This is a genomic window from Nioella sediminis (genome assembly GCF_001879695.1).
In the GTDB taxonomy this organism is placed as follows: domain Bacteria; phylum Pseudomonadota; class Alphaproteobacteria; order Rhodobacterales; family Rhodobacteraceae; genus Nioella; species Nioella sediminis.
In genome coordinates, this window is record NZ_MNBL01000069.1 from 1 (window position 1) to 15,091 (window position 15,091).

Consider the following 15,091-nt stretch of genomic DNA (forward strand, 5'->3'; position numbering starts at 1 on the left):
CATGGCGCAGCGGATTTTGGGCACGGGCCGGGCCGGGCGGCTTTTCCAACAGGCGGCGGCGGCGCAGGGCAGGGCGGCGAGCCTGCCGGACCCAAACCCCGATTTCCTGAAGATGCTGGAACGCGAACTGGCGGGGTCCGTGGGGGCCGCAACGGCCCATGCGATGGTCTACCAGATCACGGGGGGCGCGACCGTGTCTGTGCGGGATCTGCTGGCGGTGGCCGATGAAACCGCGCAGATGATGGAGTATTCCAGCCAGCTGGAACGGCAATCCTCGGAACTGACCCGCACCGCCGCGCGGCTGCGCGAGGCGAACCAGAAACTGACGGAACTGGCCGAGCAGAAGGACACGTTCCTGAGTCAGATCAGCCACGAGCTGCGCACGCCGATGACCTCGATCAGGGCGTTTTCGGAATTGCTGATGCAAGGAGAAGATCTGGAAGAGGAAACGCGGCAGAAATTCTCCCGCATCATCCACACCGAAAGCATGCGCCTGACGCGTCTGCTGGATGATCTGCTGGACCTGTCGGTGCTGGAACATGGTCGGGTGACTCTGAATGAAAGCCCCGTGACCCTGGCCGAGGTGCTGGACAAGGCCGAGGCGGCGACCGGCGTGATGGAATCGGGGGGGCGCATCCGTATTCTGCGGGACCGGGACGCCGAGCAGATCGATCTCATGACCGATGGTGATCGGCTGGCGCAGGTCTTTATCAACCTCATTTCCAACGCCCAGAAATACTGCGATGCCGGGGAGCCGCAGCTGCGCATACGCGTCCAGCGCCAGCCGGGGCGCGTGGATGTGGAATTTTCCGACAATGGCTCGGGCATCCCGGAGCGTCAGCAATCGCTGATCTTCGAGAAATTCACCCGGCTGGAAACCACCCGCGACGCGCAGGGGGCGGGGCTGGGGCTGGCGATCAGCCGCGAGATCATGCAGCGCCTTGGCGGGCGGCTGAGCTATGTGCCGGGGCAGGGCGGGGCGGCCTTCCGTGTGCGCCTGCCGGGCCGGGCCCTGCGCGCCGCTTGACGCTTTCTTAACCTGTTTCATGGGAGAAAGATGCGGGCCATTCTGCCCGCCAGAGGGAGTGTCATGCCATCAGACGGGTTCAATCCGGGCCTCAGGCTGAAAATCCGGTCGCTCAAAGGCGGCGGTCCCGGTCAGCATGCGCGTCCAGAGGGTGTGAACCCGGCCCTGATCCGCGCCTTGGGCAAGGCGGGCGCGCCCTATGAGGGGCTGTCGCTGGCCGCCACGCCCGACGCCCCGAAATGGGATCAACCCCTTGCCGATGTGATCGCCGCTCTGCCGGAGGGTGGGCTGGTCTGCCTGCTGGAGGCCGAGCAGGACCGCCGCGCGATCTGTGCGCTGGATCACGGGGCCGTGGATGCGCTGATCGAGGTGCAGACCACGGGCCGTGTCGACAAGGGGCCGGGCCTGCCCCGCGCGCCCACCCGGATCGACGCCGCGCTGACGCGGGACTTCATCGGCCTGTTCCTCAGTGCCTTTGCGGGCGAGATGGCGGGTGTGGCCGGTGTCGACTGGCCGCTTGGCCTGACCTACGGCACCCATCTGCCTGATCCGCGCGGGCTGGAGCTGTTGTTGCCCGATCACCCCTGCCACCTGTTCAGTGCCACGCTCGATCTGGGGGAGGGGGCCAAGACGGGCAGAATCCTTCTGGCCGCCCCCGTCACCGGCCCGGATGTTGCCATGCCCGAGGACAAGGCCGAGGCGCCGGGATGGGGGACAGACTGGCAGGAGATCGTCCTTGCCGCCCCCGCCACGCTGGAAGCGGTCTTGCTGCGCCAGGCCCTGCCCCTGTCGCGGGTCGAGGCGTTGCAGGTCGGCGATGTGCTGCCCTTCGACCGCTCCGATCTGGCGTCGGTTGCCATCTGTGACGTCGCGGGGCGGCGGCTGTTCACCGCGCGGCTTGGCCGCGCCGGGTCAAGGCGCGCGATCAACCTGACCGCGGGCGAGGGGCTGCGCCCGGCCCTGGTGCCAAAGCCCCCCTCGCCAGAGGATGCCTCGGCAAGTCCGCCTGCGCAGACCGATCCGCCCCCGGCACAACCCCCACCTCCGGCTTGACCTCGCCCGCCGCTTGCGCCTTTCTGGGCGCGACAAGAACCAAAGGGGGACGGGCGATGAAATTCCTGCGCTACGGGGACAAGGGACAAGAGAAACCGGGCGTGCTGGACGCCGAGGGCAATCTGCGCGACCTGTCCGGCCAGATCGACGATCTGTCGGGTGACGTGCTTGGCCGCCTGTCGGACCTGACCGCCGATGGCCCGCTGGTCGAAGGCTCCCCCCGGATCGGCACCCCCGTTGCGGGCGTGGGCAAGATGGTCTGCATCGGGCTGAACTATTCCGACCACGCGGCAGAGGCCAACATGACCCCGCCGGACGAGCCGATGATCTTCATGAAGGCGACTTCCGCGATTTCGGGCCCCTATGACCCGATCGAGCTGCCGCGCGGCTCGGTCAGCACCGATTGGGAGGTCGAACTGGGCGTCGTCATCGGCAAGCCCGCCAAATACATCACCGCCGATCAGGTGATGGACCATGTGGCGGGCTTCGTGGCCGTGAATGACGTTTCAGAACGCGATTTCCAGATCCGCCGGTCGGGCCAGTTCACCAAGGGCAAAAGCTGCGACACGTTCGGCCCGGTCGGCCCATGGTTGGTCACCCCGGACGAGATAGCCGATCCGCAGAATGTCGCCCTGCGCCTGAGCGTAAACGGCGAGCTCATGCAGAACGGCAACACGCGCGACATGATCTTCCCCATTGCCGAGGCCATCGCGCATCTGAGCCAGTTCATGAGCTTCCAGCCCGGCGATATCATCGCCACCGGCACCCCCGCTGGCGTCGGCATGGGAATGAAACCACCACGCTACCTGCGTGCGGGCGATGAGGTTGTGCTGGAGGTCGCAGGGCTTGGGCAGCAACGCATGCAGGTGGTGCAGGGCTGAGACGCGGACAGCCTGCTAGAACCAATTTGACGAAAACCTGTCGATAAATGAAAAAATGCCTTTGCAAAGATGCAAGGGCATCACGTTTCTGCCCAGATTCGACGCCATCTTCTGGCCATGACCAAAAGAAGGGCACGGGAATCAGTCCCGGAGATCCTGGCAGGAGAAGACGCATGAAACGTATTGTACTCGCATTTCTGGGCCTCGCCGCAATGGGCGTTTCGGCCTGCTCCACCGTCCCCCATGTGGACGTGACGCAAAACATCACCGTGCCGACGGGTCTCGCCGCGCAGGCAGAGGCCGCCGACTGGCAGGTTGAGGCCATCAATATTCTGGTCCCCGACAGCCTGACGGTATCGGAAGCCAACACGATCAAGCCGCGGTCCGACATCGTCTGGCGCGAAGGCCCCATCGACGGTGACCGTCATCAGCAGGTGCAGGAACTGATCTTCGAGGCCATGGAATTCGCCCTGCGCCCGCTTGCCGAAGAGGGCAGCACGCCCGTCACGGTCGAGCTGGAGGTCATCCGTTTCCACGCCCTGACCGAACGCGCTCGCTACACCATCGGCGGTGAGCATGAGATCGAGTTTCTGTTCACCGTGCGCGATGCCGAAACCGGTGCGGCCCTGACCGGCCCGATCCCGGTGGACCTGACCTTCCGCGCCCTTGGTGGCAGCCGTGCCATCGCGGCAGAGCGTGAAGGCATCTATCAGCGCGACCGCATCCAGAGCCAGATCATCGGGTGGGCGCGGCAGGAATTCGGCCTCGACGTACACGGCACTGAATACGTGTTCTGACCGTTCCCAAGGCCAGAGAATCCCGATATGGGGGGCGTATGAACACGCCCCCCATTTCCGTTTTGCGCCTGAAACCCAAGGCCGACGCCCGCCGCATCCGCCATGGCCACCCCTGGGCCTGGGCCGATGAGATCGTTCTCGACCGCCGCTCCCGCGCCGTGCCTGCGGGCGCGCTGTGCCTGCTGGAAGATGGCGACCGGCAACCGCTGGCCATGGGCATCGCCACTCCGGGGGCCAAGATCGCCTTTCGCGTGCTGGACCGCGACCCCTCCACCGTGATCGACGCCGCCTGGCTGCAGGCAAAGGTGGCCGCCGCGCTCGACCTGCGTGACCGGCTTTTCGATGCGCCCTACTACCGGCTGATCCATGCCGAGGGCGACGCGCTGCCGGGCCTGATCGTGGACCGGTTCGGCGACGTTCTGGTCGTCCAGCCCAATGCGATCTGGATCGAGGAGAGGCTGGAGGACCTGACCGCGATCCTGGCCGATCTGACCGGAGCCACGACCATCATCAAGAACGGATCGGGCCGCGCCCGCGCGCAGGAGGGGCTGGAGGAGGACAGCGGCCTGCTGCTCGGGTCTGCGCCGGCCGCTTCCCTGCCTGTCCAGATGAACGGCGCCACCTATCTGGCCGATGTAATGGGCGGTCAGAAGACTGGCCTGTTCTACGACCAGCGCCCCAACCACGCCTTCGCCCGGTCGATGGCCAAGGGCGCGCGCGTGCTCGATGTCTTCTCCCATGTGGGCGGCTTCGCATTGGCGGCACTGGCAGGCGGCGCAACACAAGCGCTCTCCGTCGATGCCTCCGCCCCGGCGCTGGACCTGGCCACCGAGGGCGCGACCCGGATGGGCTGCGCCGACCGTTTCAGCACACGTCAGGGCGATGCATTCGCGGTGATGGAGGATCTGGCAGCAGCGGATGAGCGCTTCGACATCGTCATCGCCGACCCGCCCGCCTTCGCCCCCTCGAAACAGGCGCTGACGCAAGGGCTGCGCGCTTATGAACGGGTCGCACGCCTCGCCGCGCCGCTCGTGGCCCCCGGTGGCACGCTCATCCTGTGCAGCTGTTCCCACGCCGCCGATCTGGGCAAGTTCCGACAGGCCTGCCTGCGCGGCATCGGCCGGGCCGGGCGCGACCCGCGCCTTCTGCACACCGGCTTTGCCGGGCCGGACCATCCGCAGCACCCGGCGCTCAGCGACACCGGCTATCTCAAGGCGCTGGCCTTCCGCCTGCTGCCATGAGGCTCTGCCTCGACGCCTGCGTGCTCTACCCCACGGTGCTGCGCGAAATCCTCATGGGCGTGGCGGGGGAAGGGCTCTTCACGCCGCTCTGGTCGGCCCGCATCGCCGAGGAATGGCGCCGCACGGCGGACCGTCAAAGCCCCGGCGACGGCGTCATTGCAGAGTGCGAGATCGCGCTCCTAAATGCCCGCTGGCCCGAGGCGCAGATCCCCGCCGATCCCGATCTCGAACAGCAGCTTTGGTTGCCCGACCCCGCTGATATCCATGTGCTCGCCACGGCGATCAAAGGGCAGGCACAGGGCATCGTCACCCTTAATCTGCGCGATTTCCCGGCGCGGGAGCTTCAGCCCTACAAGCTGCAAGCCCACCATCCCGATGCGCTGCTCTACAAGCTCTGGCAGGACCATCCCGATCCCGTCTCGCAGACCGTGACACGCGTCCACGCCACCGCCCAATCCCTGGCAGGTGAGCCGCTGGACCTGCGCAAGCTGATGAAACGCGCGCGGCTGCCCCGTCTTGGCAAGGCGCTCTCTTCTTCTTGGTGACAAATACTCTCGCCGAAGGCGGTCCAGCCGCTGCAACCAGACCATCCGGCGGGCAACGCACAGACCTTCCCACGCATCCGTGGCAATGCGGGCCGAGGAGGGCCCCGAAGGGGCTTGACGAGGCGCGCTCCCGGGTCGACGCCGAAGGCGGCGAAACCCTGTTACCCCCGCGCCTCATCCCATCGGGCTTCCAGCGCCTCGATGGCGGCGATCCGGTCCGGCGTCTTGGGGTGGCTCATCAGCCAGGCCGGTGTCCCGCGCCCGGCCATACCGGTCAGGTTTTCCAGCTTCGACAGCAACGCCTTTTGCGGCCCGGTGCCGAAGCCCGCCTTGACCATCAGCGCGGCGGCATAGGCATCGGCCTCGTATTCATCGCCGCGCGAAATCCGTGCCACGACAAGCGAGGTCAGCACTCCCGCCAGCCACGGGCCAAGCCCCGGCAGAAACCGCCCCAGAACCGACGCCAGGATCGTGCGCACCGCGTTCTGGCCGGAAAAGTCGATCATCCGCCGCCGCGTATGGCCAAGCGCCACATGTCCCAGTTCATGGGCGACCACGCTGGCCAGTTCCTCGCCGGTCACCTCGCCCGCCCGGTAGCGGTCATAGAAGCCACGGGTCAGGAAGATCCGCCCATCCGGCGCGGCAAGCCCGTTCACCGGCTCCACCTCGTACAGATTGACCCGAATGCGCGGCAGCTCCAGCGCCGCGGCCAGCCGGTCCATGACGCCTTTCAGCGCCGGATCGGCCAGTTCGGTCGAGCGTTCATCCAGCTCGCGCCGGGTGCGCCAGGCGGAGAAATGGTACATCACCAGCCCGTAGGCGATGGCAAGCAGGATGGGGGTCAGGCGCAGGATCATGGGGCAGATATGGGGCGTGGCGTACGATTGGGCAAGGGATCAGAGCGGCAGGGCCGGGCTGCGCCCCGCCGCTTCGAATTCCCACTCTGCCGACCAGTTGTCGCCGCTGCGCTCCAGCACCAGGTAATTGCGCTCGGCAATATAGCGCTGCGCCTGTCCGGGAATGCGCGCCATGCGGATCTTGTGGCCTTTCAGAGGCGACTCCCCGAAGGCCGCCAGCGCGCCGAGCACCTTGGCCCAGGCCTTGGGCGGCGCCCGGTGCGAAATGCCCGAAGCCACCAGCTGATGCAGCGTGTCGCCGCTCGGCAGGCTCATCTCGCCCCGCGCGGCCAGGTGAATCTCTCCCGACAGGACCGTGACCTGCTGATCCGCGTGATCGGCGATCCGGGCCATCAGCTCCAGCATATGTGTCCAGCTTTCGCGATGCGCGCGGCTTTGCCACTGGTCGCGCAGGTCGTCCTCGTATTTCTGCATGCGCGGCGTCAGAACCATCAACAGTTCCAGCAGCGACAGCCGCGGGCCAAGCAGCGGGACGCTCGACATCACCAGCGTGCGGCCGGGGCAGGGGCTGCGGGTCTCGTCCTCCATCATCTGCCAGCCGCCCTTGCCCATCACCTCGCGCCGGGTGCGTTCGCTGCGCAGATCGGGGCCGAGGAGGCGCAGGCCGGGGGCGGTGACGGACCAGCCCAGATGCAGGCCGCTTGGGTCGCGGAACCGGGCGGGCAGGTCGCCCTCGACGGTGCCATGCTGGAACAACAGCGCCGCTTCGCGCGCCATCTCGAATAGTGCCTGACCTACCGGCGAATAGGTGCGCGAGCGGCGCAGCGACCCCCAGCCATCGCAGATGTCGTGGTCATCCCACTGCATCAGCGCCGGGACGCGCGCGGCCAGATAGGCGAACTCCGGCGCCTTGTAGAGCGTGATGTAGCGATCCGCGAAGCGCGCGCGCAGGTGGTCGCGCAAACTGGCCAGATCGGCGCGGGCCGGATCGCGCGGGATGCGGTCGGGCCAGTCCTCGGACAGCGGGTGCCCATGGGTGGCCTCATCCGCATAGACCTGGTCGCCGCCATGCAGGATCAGCGAAAAAGGCCGGTCGTCATGCTCCGCACCCAGGCGCGCCCACATGGCGTTTCGCTCCGCCCCGTCGCGGTCCAGATCGCCATGTTCCTCACCATTACAGGACACGAAGGCCAGCCGCCCGCCGTCCTCCGGCAGACCGGCCAGCGCATAGTCGGTGCCGTTCCAGTGATAGGAGGACGGCCGGTCAAGCGGCACGGAGAAGCGCGCGCGGTGCACGGTCACACCGGCCAGATCGGCAAGTCGCACCATCTCTGCCGGGCCGTCCCCGGTTTCCGGGGCGGGCACGTCCTGCCCCTCGGGCGCGATCAGCAGCGCGGCCAGATGCATCCGCCCGTCGCGGATATCGTCAAGGATGAGGATCGGGCCGAGAATCCGGTCGGGGCTGGTCATGGTCCCGATTTAGAGTCCGGCGCGTCAGGGTTCAACCGCGCGCCGCGCCTTCTGGGCCTTCAGCGCCCCGCGAATCCAGATCGCCATTGCCGCCGCCACCGCCAAGCCCGCCAGCAGCCCGACCGCATTGCCCAGAATGTCGGACACCGCCTCGATCTGGCTGGCAAACCCATATCCCAGGCCCACATAGATCGTGACCCAGATGGTTTCGCCCAACACGTCCCAGAGGGTGAAGCGCAGCCAGCCTAGCCCGGTGGTGCCTGCAATGAAATTCACCCAAGGCCCAAGCGGCGCGAAAAGCCAGGTGGACAGGAAGACGCCAAGCCCGCCGCGCTTGTCGACCAGCCCCCGCGCCCTGTTCAGCACCGCGCGGCGGGCCGGGGTGCGGGCGATGCGCTCGACCAGCGGTGCGCCGCCGTGGCGACCGATCAGATAGCCGGTCTGATCGCCCAGAACGGCCCCGCCCCAGGCCCCGGCGATGACCTGCCACAGCGCCAGATCGCCCGCCGCCACGAAGGCTCCGCCCGACAGCATCATCAGCGAGGTGGGAATGGGCAGCGCCAGACAGGACAGGAAGGACGAGGCGAAGATCACCAGCGCGCCCCAGCTGGTGACGAGGGCAAAGATCGTATCGGTCATGGGCGCGCGTCCCCCCGTGCGGCCCGGAAGGCGTCGATGGCCGCCTGCAAATCGGCCGCCAGCACATCGACCGACACGCCCCGCTGTGCCGCAAGCTCCTGCAAGCTGCGCGGGCCGCCGGGGGCGGGCGGCAGGTCCAGCGCCTCGAAGGCAATCTCCCTGGGCAGACCCCAGGAATGGGCCACGTAGCCCGGTGTCATCCACGGCTCGATCGCCTGATCACGATGCGCGGGATCGGCCCAGTAGATCCAAAACGCCACCAGCCGCACGGCAAAGAACAGACTCACCGCCAGCGCGCCCCCGAGGATCACGGTGGCAACCGGCGCGGCCTGCCAGATACGGCGGAGAGAGGCGAACATGGGCGGTCCTTTAAAGGGGCGTCAGGGGATGACACGGACCATGGCCCGATTTCCGTCGAAGGGGAAGGGCACGCCCCGCCGATCACGTCCTCGGCAGGGCGGGGTGTCTGTCAGCCGCGCATATTCGCGCCGTTCGCGTCATAGCTGGGGCCGTCCAGCACGCGGGCCTTGTACATCTCGCCCAGGATCTCGACCTCCAGCTCCGATCCCGGAACCGCGTGCTCGGCGCTGACATAACCCATGGCGAGCGACTGGCCGGTGCGGTGGCCATAGCCCCCCGACGACACATAGCCCACGGCCGCGCCATCCTTCAGCACCGCCTCGTCATTGGTGACGTCGATGCCCTCGGCCTCAACCGCCATGGTGACCAGCCGCCGTTTCGGCCCGGCCTCGCGCGCGGCGATCGTCGCCTCCTTGCCGACGAAATCCTTCTTCCAGTTGATGAAGGCCTCCATGCCGCTTTCCACCGCGTCGAAATCGGGGCGGAATTCCAGAGACCACGCGCCCCAGCCTTTCTCCAGCCGCATGGACATCAGCGCCCGCGCGCCGTACCAGCGATAGCCCAGATCGGCGCCCGCTTCTTCGATGGCCTCGGCCAGACGCAGCAGGTATTGCGGTTTGCAATAGATCTCGTACCCCAACTCGCCGCTGAAGCTGATCCGGTTCAGGATCACCGGCACGCCGCCCACGAAGGTCTGGCGCAGATCGCGGAACCTGAACGCCTCGGCGCTGACGTCATCGCGGGTGATCCGTGCCAGAAGCTCCCGAGATTTGGGACCAGAGAGCGCAATCCCGTGCCAGTCGTCGCTGACATTGGCATAGGTCACGTCGTCCGGCAGGTCCTTTTCGAACCAGCGGCGATGCGCGTCCTGCATGGCGCCCGATCCGAACAGCATGAAGTGATCCTCGGCCAGACAGGCGACGGTCAGATCGCCGTATAGCCGCCCCTTGGGGGTCAGCATCGGGGTCAGCGTCAGGCGACCGGGTTTCGGCACATATCCCGCAAGAATGCGGTCCAGCCAGGCCCGCGCGCCTGCGCCCTTGACCTCATGCTTGGCAAAGTTGGCGATCTCGATGCCGCCCACGGCCTCCTGCACCGCCTTCACCTCGCGCGCCACGTAGTCATGCGACCGGTTCCGCTCGAATGTCGGTTCTTCATAGGCATCGTCCGGCCCATCCGCGAACCAAAGCGCGTTTTCCAGCCCAAAGCCCTGACCCATCCGCGCGCCCTTGGCGACCAGCCGGTCATAAAGCGCGGTGGTCTTTTGCAAGCGGCCCTTGGGCAGGGTTTCATTGGGGAAGGTCATCACGAAGCGGCGCTCGTAATTCTCGGTCGATTTCACGGTGCCCCAGTCGGGCGTCGCCCAATCGCCAAAGCGCGCCACATCCATTGCCCACACGTCGATCGAGGGTTCCCCGTCGATCATCCATTCGGCCATGGTCAGCCCGACGCCGCCGCCCTGACAGAACCCTGCCATCACGCCCACGGCGCACCAGTAATTGGTCATGCCCGGCACCGGGCCGATCATCGGGTTGCCATCGGGGCCGAAGGTGAAGGGGCCGTTGATCGCGTCCTTGATCCCGGCATTTGCCAGCGCCGGGATGCGTTCGAACCCCAGTTCCAGCCGGTCGGCAATGCGGTCCAGATCGGGTTGCAGCAGCTCATGCCCGAAGGTCCAGGGCGTGCCCTCCACCTTCCACGGGGTGCCCTTGGGCTCATAGGTGCCAAGCAGCATCCCCTGGCGTTCCTGCCGGAAATAGATATTCGCCTCGTAGTCGATGCCGCAGGGCAGGCGACCCGCGCCACCGGGCTGCATCCGCTCGACGATCTCGGGGATCGCCTCGGTGATCAGGTAGTGGTGTTCCATCGGCTGCACGGGGATGTGCAGCCCCTGCATATGCCCCACTTCCCGCGCCCAGAGACCCCCGCAATTGACGATGATCTCGGCGTTGATGACGCCCTTGGGCGTGGTCACATCCCAGCTTCCGTCGGGGCGCTGCGTGGTCGCGGTCACGCCGCAATGGGTGAAATATTGCGCGCCATGCACGCGGGCGGCCTTGGCAAAGGCATAGGTCGCACCCGAGGGGTCGAGATCGCCATCCTGATCGTCCCAAAGCGCCGCGTAATACTGGCTGGTGTCGATAAGCGGGTGCCGCTCGGCCAGTTCCTTGGGGCTGATGAATTCCTGATCCAGCCCCATATACCGCGCCTTGGACCGTTCGCGTTTAAGGTAGTCATACCATTCCTTGGTCGAGGCCGCGTAGAAACCGCCGGTCATGTGCAGGCCCACGGAATGGCCGCTGGTCTCCTCGATCTCTTTATAAAGATCAATGGTATAGCCCTGAAGCCGGCTGATATTGGGGTCCGAGCTGATGGTGTGGATCTGCCCCGCCGCATGCCAGCTGGACCCGGATGTCAGCTCGTCGCGTTCCAGCAGGACCACGTCCCTCCAGCCGAATTTCGCAAGGTGGAACAGGATCGAGCAGCCGACGACGCCGCCCCCGATCACCACCACCTTGGCGTGAGAGGGCAGGGGCTTGCCGGTCGCGGTGTCGTCTTTCTGGATCTCGGGCATGTCAGTGCTCCTTTATCATATGTCGAGACCGCATTTGCGGCCCTCGTAAAAAGCCCAAGGCGCCTGGCGCGGGGCCTGTGCGTCGCCGATGAGAACGGGGGAGAGGTCGGACAGCTCCTCCGACAGCGGGTCGAAGGCACGGTTCGTGGTGGCCATGACAAGGGCGGAACTGGCGATCTCGCGCTCGGACCCATCCAGCAGGTTGCGCAGCAGCGCCCCGTTGCCGCGCCAGTCCAGAACCCCGTGCTCCGTCAGCATCTCGACCCCAAGCCGCGCCAGCCGCGCGCGGATCGGGATGTCGGCGCTCGTCCGCGCCAGCTCCTTGCCCACGAAAGGATCGGGCGTGACCAGCGTGACTTGCTTGCCCGCCTCGGCCAGATGCCATGCGGTGCCCACACCGCGCATATTGCCGCCTTCATCCAGCACGATCACATGATCGCTAAGGCGCGCATCCCGGCGCATCACGTCCTCGGCGGAATAGACCTGTCCATTGCCAAGGCCGGGCAGGGGGCCAAGCTGCGGCAGCCAGCGTTGTGTGGCTTCCTCATCAGGCAGCGATCCGGTGGCCAGAACGACCACATCCGCGCCAATCGCCCGCACGTCCTCTGCATCGAGGAAGCTGTTGAGATGCAGCCGCACCCCCAATTGCGCGAACTGCCGTTCGTACCAGTCGAGCAGTTCCGTGATCTGCCCCCGCCGCGGCTGTTCGCCCGCCAGCCGGAACTGGCCGCCAATGACCGCCGCCGCCTCGTGAATCTCAACCGAATGTCCCCGCTCGGCGGCCACCCGCGCGGCCTCCAGCCCGGCAGGGCCTGCGCCCACGACCAGCACCTTTTTCGGCGTCTCGGCAGGCGTGAACCGGTCGCCGCCCCACTGGTATTCGCGGCCGACAGAGGGGTTCACGAGACAGGAAATCCAGTAATCGCGTGACCGGCGGCCCCAGCACATCTGGTTGCAGGAGATGCAGCCGCGAATGTCCTCCGGCCTGCCCTCCGTCACCTTGCGCGCCAGATGCGGGTCGGCGATCTGCCCGCGCACGATGGAGACGAGATCGGCCTGCCCTGACCCGATGACGCTCTCGGCATTGTCGGGCGTCCTGATCCCGCTTTCGGCCTGCACCTTCGCGTGTTTCAGCTCCCGCTTGAACACCTCCGTCGCCGGGATTGTCAGTTTCTCACCCAGGACAAATGTCGGCATCAGCTTCTCGAAATCCAGATACCCGCCAGAGCCGCAGCTGACATAATCCAGATGCCCCGTCGCGTCATGCAGCGCGAGGATTTCGGTCAACGCGTCAATCCCGAGGCTCACCGCGTAGCTGTCGGAATAACTGACCGACATGCCGACGATGAAATCCTCCCCGCAGGCCCGCCGGATGCCCTCCAGAATCCGCATCGACATCCGCGTGCGGTTTTCCAGCGACCCACCCCAGTCATCATCCCGCCGGTTGCTCCACGGTGTCCAGAACTGATCGAGTAGCGAGTGATAGGCGGCCCAGATCTCCACCCCGTCGAAGCCTGCCTGCTGGCACCGCCGGGCGGCGGCCACAAAGGCTGCAATCATCTCCTCGATCTCGGCCCCGGTCATGGCGTGGCTGCCGTCGCTGTCATGGTAACTGGGCCGCCCGGATGGCCCCCAATGCGGCTGATAACTGAGGTCGGAATCGCCGTGCTGGCCCACATGGTAAAGCTGCTGCAACACCACCGCGCCTGCGTCCTTTACCGGCTCCAGGATGCGGCGAAAGGCGGGGATCACCGCGTCATCCTCCGCCAGGAAATTGCCCCGCGTCAGCACCCCTGTCCGATGCACAGGCACAGGCTCCGCCACGATCATCCCCGCGCCGCCCAAGGCGCGTTCCAGAAGGTAGGCACCGAACTGATCGCCGGGCAGTCCGTTCACCGACATGTTCGCCGTATGCGCGCCAAAAGTGATGCGGTTGCGCAGGGTCTTGTGGCGCAGGTCGAGCGGGCTGGTGAGGCGGGGAAAGGCGGTCATCGGCGGTTCCGTCTGCACGGGTGGTGTACGGGGGGTGTACAGGGGGTGTACGGGGGGCACCCCCCTGTTTTCCGCGCGTTCAAATCAGTTGAACTTATGCGTAAACAAAGGGTTAACCTAGTACCACGCATCGGGCAGCTCCTCCTTGCGCCTGGCCACGAAGGTCTCCAGCTCCTCGCGCATCGCGTCGTCCATCGGCGGGGCCTCATAGCTTTCCAGCATCCCCGTCCAGCGCTCGTAAGCACGGGCGCGCATGTCCTTCGATCCGGCTTCCTCCCAGCTTTCCACATTCTCGCTGTCACTCAGCTTCGGCTCGTAGAACGCGGTCTGATAGTTGCGCATCGTGTGGCCGCAGCCAAGGAAATGCCCGCCCGGCGCGACCTCAGCGTAGGCATCGCGGGCGAAGGCCTCGTCGGACACATCCAGCCCCTGTGACAGAAGCTTCTGATAGCCGCCGAGCCGGTCCGCATCCATGATCAGCTTCTCGAACCCGGTACACAACCCGCCCTCCAGCCAGCCCGCGGAATGCAGCACGAAATTGGCCCCGGCAAGCATGGTGGAATGCATGGAATCGGCGCTTTCATAAGCGGCCTGCGCGTCCTCGATTTTCGACGCCGTCAGCGACCCGCCACAGCGCAGCGGCAGACCCGCGCGGCGCGCAAGCTGGCCAATGGCGTAGTTCGACATGACAGGTTCCGGCATCCCGAACGTGGGTGCGCCGGACTTCAGCGACATGGACGACAGGAAGTTGCCCAGGACGAAGGGCGCACCGGGGCGGACAAGTTGCGCGTAGGCGCAAACCATCATTGCCTCGGCCATCGCCTGCGCGACGCTGGCGGCGGTGCTGACCGGTCCCATGGCCCCCGACAGGATAAACGGCACCACGACAATCCCTTGATTTCGCGCGCAATAAACGCGGATCGCCTCGGTCACCACCTTGTCGACCAGCAGGGGGGAGTTGGTGTTGACGTTGCCCATGATGACGCAATTCTGCTCCATCACATCGGCGCCGAAGACGATCTCGGCCATGTCGACGCTGTCCTGTGCACGGCTCATTTCCGTGATCGCGCCAAGATGCGGTTTGTCTGACAGCGTCATATGCGCCAGCAGCATGTCGAGATGACGCTTGCTGACCGGCACGTCGCAGGGCTCGCAGGTGACGAAGCCGCCGTGATGCAGGTTCGGGTGCATGTAAGTGAGCCGCACGAGATCGCGGAATGCGGCCATGTCGCCATAGCGCCGCCCGCCTTCCAGATCGCGCACGAAAGGGGCACCGTAGATCGGCGCGAAGACCTGATTTGCACCGCCGATGATAACGGACCTTTCGGGGTTGCGGGCCAGTTGCGTGAACTGGCTGGGGGCCTTGGCGCAGAGGCTGCGAATCCAGTCCGCCGGGGCGCGGACAATGTCGCCCTCGACCTGCGCGCCTTCGCGTTTCCACAGCACGATCGCCTCGGGATTGTCACGGAACGCGATGCCTACATCTTGCAGGATCCAGTCGACCTGTGCCTCCAGCTTTTCGATCTGGTCCTCGTCCAGAACATCGAAAAACGGCAGCACCCGCCGGATATGCGGCGAGGCGGGGGAGCTGCCGGAACCGGCGCTTCGGTTGCGGTTCGGGCGAGAGCGTCTGGCCATGGCGGGCCCCTCTGAA

The 15,091-nt window shown here is 66.2% G+C and carries 13 protein-coding genes; 6 read left to right on the forward strand and 7 right to left on the reverse strand.

All coding sequences use genetic code 11. The features are described from left to right. From BKY26_RS09370 to BKY26_RS09395, 6 genes are all read left to right on the forward strand, one after another. A partial coding sequence (locus tag BKY26_RS09370; RefSeq protein ID WP_071690134.1) for a sensor histidine kinase occupies nucleotides 1-1,027 on the forward strand: 1,027 nt, incomplete at its 5' end. Nucleotides 1,028-1,090: 63 nt separating this feature from the next. Continuing rightward, a complete protein-coding gene (locus tag BKY26_RS09375; protein WP_071690135.1) occupies nucleotides 1,091-2,080 on the forward strand; it encodes a FliM/FliN family flagellar motor switch protein in 990 nt (329 codons plus the stop codon). Nucleotides 2,081-2,136: 56 nt separating this feature from the next. Continuing rightward, entirely contained in the window at nucleotides 2,137-2,961 is an 825-nt protein-coding gene (locus BKY26_RS09380; protein WP_071690136.1) for a fumarylacetoacetate hydrolase family protein, read from the forward strand. A 173-nt stretch (nucleotides 2,962-3,134) separates the two neighbouring features. Continuing rightward, nucleotides 3,135-3,758 carry a DUF6778 family protein gene (locus tag BKY26_RS09385; protein WP_071690137.1) on the forward strand — a complete coding sequence of 208 codons (624 nt, stop codon included), beginning with the start codon at nucleotides 3,135-3,137 and terminating at the stop codon, nucleotides 3,756-3,758. A 38-nt stretch (nucleotides 3,759-3,796) separates the two neighbouring features. Then, complete coding sequence (locus tag BKY26_RS09390) at nucleotides 3,797-4,999, forward strand: RSP_2647 family RNA methyltransferase (protein WP_071690138.1); 1,203 nt, start codon at nucleotides 3,797-3,799, stop codon at nucleotides 4,997-4,999. After that, the gene (locus tag BKY26_RS09395; RefSeq protein ID WP_071690139.1) at nucleotides 4,996-5,544 is read left to right on the forward strand and encodes an RSP_2648 family PIN domain-containing protein; all 549 of its coding nucleotides are present in this window, start codon (nucleotides 4,996-4,998) and stop codon (nucleotides 5,542-5,544) included. The genes BKY26_RS09390 and BKY26_RS09395 overlap by 4 nt, the downstream gene beginning before the upstream one ends. A 161-nt stretch (nucleotides 5,545-5,705) precedes the next feature. Here the strand turns inward: BKY26_RS09395 and BKY26_RS09400 are convergent, their stop codons facing one another. From BKY26_RS09400 to BKY26_RS09430, 7 genes are all read right to left on the reverse strand, one after another. After that, the gene (locus BKY26_RS09400; RefSeq protein WP_071690175.1) at nucleotides 5,706-6,398 is read right to left on the reverse strand and encodes a M48 family metalloprotease; all 693 of its coding nucleotides are present in this window, start codon (nucleotides 6,396-6,398) and stop codon (nucleotides 5,706-5,708) included. A 42-nt stretch (nucleotides 6,399-6,440) separates the two neighbouring features. Further along, nucleotides 6,441-7,871, reverse strand: a complete 1,431-nt coding sequence (locus BKY26_RS09405) for an alkaline phosphatase D family protein (RefSeq protein WP_071690140.1) — start codon at nucleotides 7,869-7,871, stop codon at nucleotides 6,441-6,443. Between the two features lie 24 nt (nucleotides 7,872-7,895). After that, nucleotides 7,896-8,510: a DedA family protein gene (locus BKY26_RS09410; protein ID WP_071690141.1), complete on the reverse strand. Its 615-nt coding sequence runs from the start codon at nucleotides 8,508-8,510 to the stop codon at nucleotides 7,896-7,898. Further along, nucleotides 8,507-8,869, reverse strand: coding sequence for a hypothetical protein (locus BKY26_RS09415; protein WP_071690142.1), 363 nt, complete (start codon nucleotides 8,867-8,869; stop codon nucleotides 8,507-8,509). Before BKY26_RS09415 ends, BKY26_RS09410 begins: the two co-directional genes overlap by 4 nt. A gap of 110 nt (nucleotides 8,870-8,979) precedes the next feature. Next, entirely contained in the window at nucleotides 8,980-11,445 is a 2,466-nt protein-coding gene (locus tag BKY26_RS09420) for a GcvT family protein (protein ID WP_071690143.1), read from the reverse strand. 15 nt (nucleotides 11,446-11,460) lie between these two features. Next, nucleotides 11,461-13,437, reverse strand: coding sequence for an oxidoreductase (locus tag BKY26_RS09425; RefSeq protein ID WP_071690144.1), 1,977 nt, complete (start codon nucleotides 13,435-13,437; stop codon nucleotides 11,461-11,463). Between the two features lie 117 nt (nucleotides 13,438-13,554). Next, the gene (locus BKY26_RS09430; protein WP_071690145.1) at nucleotides 13,555-15,075 is read right to left on the reverse strand and encodes a trimethylamine methyltransferase family protein; all 1,521 of its coding nucleotides are present in this window, start codon (nucleotides 15,073-15,075) and stop codon (nucleotides 13,555-13,557) included. Nucleotides 15,076-15,091 lie beyond the last annotated feature (16 nt).

What these genes read in the sequence shown, in the direction of transcription:
- BKY26_RS09415 (WP_071690142.1), bottom strand. Translation starts at nt 8,869, where the DNA reads ATGTTCGCCTCTCTCCGCCGTATCTGGCAGGCCGCGCCGGTTGCCACC.
- BKY26_RS09390 (WP_071690138.1), top strand. Translation starts at nt 3,797, where the DNA reads ATGAACACGCCCCCCATTTCCGTTTTGCGCCTGAAACCCAAGGCCGAC.
- BKY26_RS09375 (WP_071690135.1), top strand. Translation starts at nt 1,091, where the DNA reads ATGCCATCAGACGGGTTCAATCCGGGCCTCAGGCTGAAAATCCGGTCG.
- BKY26_RS09405 (WP_071690140.1), bottom strand. Translation starts at nt 7,871, where the DNA reads ATGACCAGCCCCGACCGGATTCTCGGCCCGATCCTCATCCTTGACGAT.
- BKY26_RS09410 (WP_071690141.1), bottom strand. Translation starts at nt 8,510, where the DNA reads ATGACCGATACGATCTTTGCCCTCGTCACCAGCTGGGGCGCGCTGGTG.
- BKY26_RS09420 (WP_071690143.1), bottom strand. Translation starts at nt 11,445, where the DNA reads ATGCCCGAGATCCAGAAAGACGACACCGCGACCGGCAAGCCCCTGCCC.
- BKY26_RS09385 (WP_071690137.1), top strand. Translation starts at nt 3,135, where the DNA reads ATGAAACGTATTGTACTCGCATTTCTGGGCCTCGCCGCAATGGGCGTT.
- BKY26_RS09380 (WP_071690136.1), top strand. Translation starts at nt 2,137, where the DNA reads ATGAAATTCCTGCGCTACGGGGACAAGGGACAAGAGAAACCGGGCGTG.
- BKY26_RS09425 (WP_071690144.1), bottom strand. Translation starts at nt 13,437, where the DNA reads ATGACCGCCTTTCCCCGCCTCACCAGCCCGCTCGACCTGCGCCACAAG.
- BKY26_RS09395 (WP_071690139.1), top strand. Translation starts at nt 4,996, where the DNA reads ATGAGGCTCTGCCTCGACGCCTGCGTGCTCTACCCCACGGTGCTGCGC.
- BKY26_RS09430 (WP_071690145.1), bottom strand. Translation starts at nt 15,075, where the DNA reads ATGGCCAGACGCTCTCGCCCGAACCGCAACCGAAGCGCCGGTTCCGGC.